Origin of the sequence: Pseudomonas sp. GM21, from assembly GCF_000282215.1 — a bacterium.
GTDB lineage: Bacteria > Pseudomonadota > Gammaproteobacteria > Pseudomonadales > Pseudomonadaceae > Aquipseudomonas.
This window is the reverse complement of the sequence record NZ_AKJS01000015.1, coordinates 26,260-33,114: the sequence shown is the minus strand read 5'-3', so window position 1 is coordinate 33,114 and position 6,855 is coordinate 26,260. Positions and strand designations below refer to the sequence as shown.

General features: G+C 59.6%; 7 protein-coding genes and 1 pseudogene. 6 read left to right on the top strand and 2 right to left on the bottom strand.

Features of this window, described 5'->3' with window-relative positions; translation table 11 throughout:
- Nucleotides 1-114 (top strand): hypothetical protein (locus PMI22_RS31830; protein ID WP_007943130.1); only part of this gene is annotated, 114 nt, incomplete at its 5' end.
- Nucleotides 115-187: 73 nt separating this feature from the next.
- Here PMI22_RS31830 and radC read toward each other — a convergent pair.
- On the bottom strand, nt 188-862 hold the full coding sequence (gene radC / locus PMI22_RS25555; protein ID WP_007943129.1) for a RadC family protein: 675 nt from the start codon (nt 860-862) through the stop codon (nt 188-190).
- Between the two features lie 136 nt (nt 863-998).
- On the opposite strand from radC, the gene coaBC reads away from it, so the two are divergent.
- The 4 genes and pseudogenes from coaBC to argB all read left to right on the top strand — a co-directional run bounded on the left by coaBC (nt 999) and on the right by argB (nt 5,212).
- A complete protein-coding gene (gene coaBC / locus PMI22_RS25560; RefSeq protein WP_007943128.1) occupies nt 999-2,207 on the top strand; it encodes a bifunctional phosphopantothenoylcysteine decarboxylase/phosphopantothenate--cysteine ligase CoaBC in 1,209 nt (402 codons plus the stop codon).
- Between the two features lie 5 nt (nt 2,208-2,212).
- Nucleotides 2,213-2,668, top strand: coding sequence for a dUTP diphosphatase (gene dut, locus PMI22_RS25565; RefSeq protein WP_007943127.1), 456 nt, complete (start codon nt 2,213-2,215; stop codon nt 2,666-2,668).
- A 236-nt stretch (nt 2,669-2,904) separates the two neighbouring features.
- Nucleotides 2,905-4,281: pseudogene (locus tag PMI22_RS25570) on the top strand (phosphomannomutase/phosphoglucomutase); the annotation flags it as partial.
- Nucleotides 4,282-4,306: 25 nt separating this feature from the next.
- A complete protein-coding gene (gene argB, locus PMI22_RS25575; RefSeq protein WP_007943125.1) occupies nt 4,307-5,212 on the top strand; it encodes an acetylglutamate kinase in 906 nt (301 codons plus the stop codon).
- Nucleotides 5,213-5,291: 79 nt separating this feature from the next.
- On the opposite strand, the gene pyrE is transcribed toward argB, so the two are convergent.
- Nucleotides 5,292-5,936: an orotate phosphoribosyltransferase gene (gene pyrE, locus PMI22_RS25580; RefSeq protein WP_007943124.1), complete on the bottom strand. Its 645-nt coding sequence runs from the start codon at nt 5,934-5,936 to the stop codon at nt 5,292-5,294.
- Nucleotides 5,937-6,018: 82 nt separating this feature from the next.
- On the opposite strand from pyrE, the gene PMI22_RS25585 reads away from it, so the two are divergent.
- Nucleotides 6,019-6,798: an exodeoxyribonuclease III gene (locus tag PMI22_RS25585; RefSeq protein WP_007934608.1), complete on the top strand. Its 780-nt coding sequence runs from the start codon at nt 6,019-6,021 to the stop codon at nt 6,796-6,798.
- The last annotated feature ends 57 nt before the right edge of the window (nt 6,799-6,855 follow it).

Sequence of the window (6,855 nt, the reverse complement as noted above, 5' to 3'; positions counted from 1 at the left end):
TGGCTGCCGCTGGCGCACCCGACGGCGTTTGCGCTGACGCGCAAGGATGTCCAGGGGTATGCCGTCAGCCCGTTTGGCCGTCAGGATTACTCCAAGGTCAGCGTCAAGCCATAAGCTGCAGCCTCAAGCTAGAGCTGCCCGCGCACGGCTCTAGCTTGAAGCTTGACGCTTGAGACTTACTGCTGCCCTACATCCACCCGTACTCGGCCATGGACAGCGGATCGCCATCCCCGATGATGAAATGGTCAAGCACCCGCACATCGATCAGGCCCAGTGCCTCTTGCAGGCGCTTGGTCAGCAGACGATCGGCCTGACTGGGGTCGGAGTTTCCCGACGGATGGTTATGACAGAGGATCAACGCTGCGGCGTTATGGGCCAGAGCTCGCTTGACCACTTGGCGTGGATATACGCTGGCGTTGTCGATGGAGCCGCGAAACAGCACTTCAAAGGTCAGCACTTGATGTTTGGAATCCAAAAAAAGACAGCCGAACACTTCGTGGGGCTCGTGGCGCAACATCGATTTCAGGTAGTCCCGAACGGCCTGTGGATTTTCCAGCGCTGATTTTTGACGAGCCCGCTCGGCCAAATGCCGCCGGCCCATTTCCTGCGCTGCTTGCAACTGGGCGAATTTCGCTGGCTCGAGCCCCAGCTGCCTGCTGAACGCTACCTGATCGGCCTCAAGCAATGAGCGCAAACTGCCAAACTGATTCAACAGGTGTCGAGCCAGGTCCACCGCGCTTTTACCCGACACGCCGGTCCGTAAAAAAATCGCCAGCAATTCTGCATCTGAAAGACTTGCCGAGCCCAACTCAAGCAACCTTTCCCGCGGCCGCTCCGCCGCCGGCCAATCACGAATACTCATAGCACCTCCCTGGTATGTGGGCGCCGCTGTTCCGTAGCGGTCGCTGTGATATCGTAGCCCATCTTTTTTGCTGGCGATTTCATCCCTGGGGAGGGGGTCTCGCCATGCAGTCATCAACGAAATGAAAGGCAGACCTATGCAGCGGCTGTATCGGAAACGCATCGTTCTGGGCGTCGGCGGCGGCATTGCTGCCTACAAGAGCGCCGACCTGGTTCGCCGCCTGATCGACCAGGGCGCCGAAGTGCGCGTGGTTATGACCCGTGGCGGCAGCGAGTTCATCACCCCGCTGACCATGCAGGCCTTGTCCGGGCACCCGGTTCACCTCGACTTGCTGGACCCGGCGGCAGAAGCTGCCATGGGCCACATCGAGCTGGCCAAATGGGCTGATCTGGTGCTGATCGCCCCCGCCACCGCGGACCTGATCGCCCGCCTGGCCCAAGGCATCGCCGACGACCTGCTGACCACCCTGGTGCTGGCCACCGACGCCGTGGTCGCTGTCGCCCCGGCGATGAACCAGGCCATGTGGCGCGATCCGGCGACCCAGGCCAACCTGCAAACCCTCGAAAGCCGCGACATCAAAGCCTTCGGCCCGGCCTCCGGCAGCCAGGCCTGCGGCGACGTCGGCCTGGGGCGCATGCTCGAAGCCGTCGATCTCGCCCAGTGCGCGGCGGATTGCTTCCAGCGCCAGGCGCTGACCGGCAAGCACGTACTGATTACCGCCGGGCCGACCCAGGAAAACATCGATCCGGTGCGTTACATCACCAACCACAGCTCCGGAAAAATGGGTTTCGCCCTGGCCGAAGCCGCGGTGGAAGCCGGCGCCCGCGTGACCCTGATCACCGGCCCGGTGCACCTGCCAACGCCGGATCGCGTCACGCGCATCGACGTGGTCAGTGCCCGCGACATGCTCGCCGCCTGCGAAGCCGCGATTCCTTGCGACCTGTTCATCGCCTCGGCAGCAGTCGCGGACTACCGCCCGGAAGTCGTCGCCCCACAGAAACTCAAGAAAGACCCTACGAACGGCGACGGCTTGTTGCTACAGATGGTGCGCAACCCGGACATCCTGGCCACCATCGCCACGCGCCCCGACCGTCCGTTCAGTGTCGGTTTCGCCGCCGAAACCGAACATCTGCTCGACTACGCTGCCCGCAAGTTGAAAGACAAAAACCTCGATTTGATCGTCGCCAACGACGTCGCCAACCCAAGCATTGGCTTCAACAGCGAAGAAAATGCCTGCAGCGTGATCGACCGTGAGCTTCACGCCACACTTTTCGCCCAGACCAGCAAGAGCAAGATTGCTCGCCAGCTGATCACTTTTATCGCCGAACGTCTGAACCAGGTTTAATTTACATGCACGCTTTGCAAGCCAAGATCCTCGACCCCCGCATCGGTACCGAATTCCCGCTGCCGCAATACGCCACACCAGGCTCCGCCGGCCTCGACCTGCGGGCCATGCTGGAAAAAGACATCGTGATCAAGCCGGGTGAAACCGTGCTGATCCCGACCGGACTGTCGGTTTACATCGGTGATCCAGGTTTGGCCGCGCTGATCCTTCCGCGCTCCGGTTTAGGGCATAAACACGGCATCGTGCTGGGCAATCTGGTCGGTTTGATCGACTCCGATTACCAGGGCCCGCTGATGGTGTCCTGCTGGAACCGCGGCCAGACTGACTTCAACATGGTGGTCGGTGAGCGTCTGGCACAGTTGGTGCTGGTGCCGGTGGTGCAAGCGCATTTCGAGATGGTCGAAGAGTTCGTCGAAACCCAGCGCGGTACGGGTGGTTTCGGGCATTCCGGCAGCCATTGATGATTCATTTTGGGAGCGAGCCTGCTCGCTCCCACAGGTTTGTTGCTGAGGTGTCACAGGCTTCATTTGGAAATTTTTATTGCCTGAGTTAGTGGAGTGGCCTTTTCGCACCACGAACTCTGCGTGGAAAACGCCGTCATACCCTTCAGTTTGAGCCGGCCGACGCGTACCAAGCAGGCCTGTCCAGTCACTTTCGAGATGGAGCATTCCTACAGATGAACACCCCCGCCCAAGTCGCACCCAAGTTTCCCGACAGCATCTTTCGCGCGTATGACATACGCGGCACCGTCCCGGAATTCCTGAACGCTGAAACCGCTTACTGGCTCGGTCGCGCCATTGGCGCCCAAAGCCTGGCTCAGGACGAACCGAACGTTTCCGTTGGTCGCGACGGCCGCCTGTCCGGCCCGGAACTGGTCGAACAGCTGATCAAAGGCCTTGCCGATGCCGGCTGCCACGTCAGCGACGTCGGTCTGGTGCCAACGCCGGCGCTGTACTACGCCGCCAATGTGCTAGCCGGTAAATCCGGGGTAATGCTCACCGGTAGCCATAACCCGTCGAACTACAACGGTTTCAAGATCGTCATCGCCGGCGACACCTTGGCCAACGAACAGATCCAGGCCCTGCACGACCGTCTCAAGACCAACAACCTGAGCAGCGGCGAGGGCAGCATCACCCGGGTCGAAATCCTCGACCGCTACAACACTGAAATCGTCCAGGACATCAAACTGGCCCGTCGCCTGAAAGTTGTAGTCGACTGCGGCAACGGTGCGGCCGGCGTGATCGCCCCGCAACTGATCGAAGCGCTGAACTGCGAAGTCATCCCGCTGTTCTGCGACGTCGACGGCAACTTCCCGAACCACCACCCGGACCCGGGCAAGCCTGAGAACCTCGTCGACCTGATCGCCAAGGTCAAGGAAACCAACGCCGACCTCGGCCTGGCCTTCGATGGCGATGGCGACCGTGTCGGCGTCGTGACCAACACCGGCAGCATCGTCTACCCGGACCGCTTGCTGATGCTGTTTGCCCGTGATGTTGTGGCGCGCAACCCTGACGCGGAAATCATTTTCGACGTCAAATGCACGCGACGCCTGATTCCGCTGATCAAGGAATACGGCGGTCGGCCGCTAATGTGGAAGACCGGTCACTCGTTGATCAAAAAGAAAATGAAACAATCCGGCGCGCTGTTGGCCGGTGAAATGAGCGGGCATATCTTCTTCAAGGAACGCTGGTTCGGTTTCGACGACGGCATTTACAGCGCCGCACGTCTGCTGGAAATCCTCAGCAAGGAAAAATCCACCGCGGAAGAGCTGTTTGCGACCTTCCCGAACGATATTTCTACGCCTGAAATCAATATCCATGTGACCGAAGAGAGCAAATTCAGCATCATTGATGCACTGCACGATGCGACGTGGGGCGAAGGCGCTGACCTGACCACCATCGACGGCGTGCGAGTCGACTACGCCAAAGGCTGGGGCCTGGTGCGCGCCTCCAACACCACACCGGTGCTGGTGCTGCGCTTCGAGGCCGATGATGAGGCTGAATTGCAGCGCATCAAGGACGTGTTCCATGCCCAGCTGAAACGTGTTGCACCTGACCTCCAACTACCGTTTTGATTTAACGATGCACCCGGAGCCCTGAATGACCCTCGAACGCGAAGCCGCCGCCAACACCGCCAAGGTCCTGTCCGAAGCGCTGCCTTACATTCGCCGCTATGTCGGCAAGACGCTGGTGATCAAATACGGCGGCAACGCGATGGAAAGCGAGGAGCTGAAAACCGGCTTCGCGCGCGACATCGTGCTGATGAAAGCCGTGGGCATCAACCCGGTAGTGGTTCACGGTGGCGGCCCGCAAATCGGCGACCTGCTCAAGCGCCTGTCGATCGAGAGCCACTTTGTCGACGGGATGCGCGTTACCGATTCCGCGACCATGGACGTGGTCGAAATGGTCCTCGGCGGCCAGGTCAACAAAGACATCGTCAACCTGATCAACCGTCACGGCGGTAGCGCCATCGGCCTGACTGGTAAAGACGCCGAGCTGATTCGTGCGAAGAAGCTCACTGTCACCCGCCAGACCCCGGAGATGACCCAACCGGAAATCATCGACATCGGCCATGTTGGCGAAGTGGTCGGCATCAACACCGACCTGCTGAACCTGCTGGTAAAAGGCGATTTCATTCCGGTGATCGCGCCCATCGGTGTCGGTGCCAACGGCGAGTCGTACAACATCAACGCTGACCTGGTGGCCGGTAAAGTCGCCGAAGCACTGAAAGCTGAAAAGCTGATGCTGCTGACCAACATCGCCGGGCTGATGGACAAGTCGGGCACCGTGCTGACCGGCCTGACCACCCAGCAGGTGGACGAACTGATCGCCGATGGCACCATTTACGGCGGCATGCTGCCGAAGATTCGTTGCGCGCTGGAAGCGGTTCAGGGCGGCGTTGGTAGCTCGTTGATCATTGATGGCCGGGTGCCGAATGCGATTCTGCTGGAAATCTTCACCGATACCGGTGTGGGTACTTTGATCAGTAATCGCAAGCGGCCTTAAGCAGCACATACAAAAAGACCCCGCTCAGCCTGGCTGAGCGGGGTCTTTTTTTGCCTGTATTCCCTGTGGGAGATTGCGGTTACACGCCGAACTGGGCGCGGTACGCCTCTACGGCTGGTAAATGCTGCTTGAGCTGCGGATCGTCCGCCAGGAATTCGAGCACCTGGTTCAGCGAAACGATGCTGATTACCGGAATCCCGAAATCACGCTCCACTTCCTGAATCGCCGACAATTCACCGTTGCCACGCTCCTGACGGTTCAGAGCGATCAGCACGCCTTTGGCCTTGGCGCCGTCCTGGGAAGCGATGATCTGCATTACTTCACGAATCGCGGTGCCTGCGGTGATCACGTCGTCGATGATCAGCACGTCGCCGGTCAGTGGTGCGCCGACCAGGCTGCCGCCTTCGCCATGGGCCTTGGCTTCCTTGCGGTTGAAGCACCAAGGCAAATCGCGCTCGTGATGTTCGGCCAGGGCCACGGCGGTGGTCGCTGCTAACGGGATGCCTTTGTAGGCTGGGCCGAACAGCACGTCGAACGATATACCGCTCTCGACGATGGCTGCCGCATAGAAACGCCCCAGCTGCGCAAGGGCCGAGCCCGTGTTGAACAAGCCGGCATTGAAGAAGTAAGGACTGGTACGCCCGGACTTCAGGGTGAACTCACCGAAGCGCAAAACGCCGCGATCGATGGCAAAACGAATGAAATCGCGCTGATACGCTTGCATGAAAAAAACCCCAAATACCACGGATTTAGCTAATTAGGTTGACGCCGTGTATCATACACGCACGTGATTTTTGGGGCCATTTATGCGGATCATCAGTGTGAACGTCAATGGTATTCAGGCTGCAGTCGAGCGTGGTTTGCTCAGTTGGCTGCAAGCACAGAATGCCGACGTCATCTGCCTGCAGGACACCCGCGCCTCCGCCTTTGAACTGGACGATCCAGCCTTCCAACTGGATGGCTACTTCCTTTATGCCTGCGAAGCCGAAGTTCCTGCCCAAGGTGGCGTGGCTTTGTATTCGCGGTTGCAACCGAAGGCCGTCATCAGCGGTCTCGGCTTCGAGACGGCCGACCGCTACGGGCGCTACCTGCAAGCCGATTTTGACAAGGTCAGCATCGCGACCTTGCTGCTCCCTTCGGGGCAGAACGGCGATGAAGACTTGAACCAGAAGTTCAAGCTAATGGACGACTTCGCCCGTTATCTGGATAAACAGCGACGCAAACGTCGCGAGTACATTTATTGTGGCTCGCTGTACGTGGCGCAACAGAAGCTGGATATCAAGAACTGGCGCGACAGCCAGCAATCCCCGGGCTTCCTGGCGCCTGAACGCGCCTGGATGGACGAGATTGTCGGCAATATGGGGTATGTCGATGCCCTGCGCGAAGTCAGCCGCGAAGGCGACCAGTACAGCTGGTGGCCGGATAACGAACAGGCTGAGATGCTCAACCTGGGCTGGCGTTTCGACTACCAGTTGCTGACCCCGGGCCTGCGCCGTTTTGTTCGCAGCGCACGCCTGCCACGTCAACCACGGTTCTCGCAGCATGCGCCACTGATCGTGGATTACGACTGGACGCTGACTATCTAAGCGCTGTGTCGCTGTCGACCGAAAAAATGCCCGTATCGCAAGTTACGGGCATTTTTT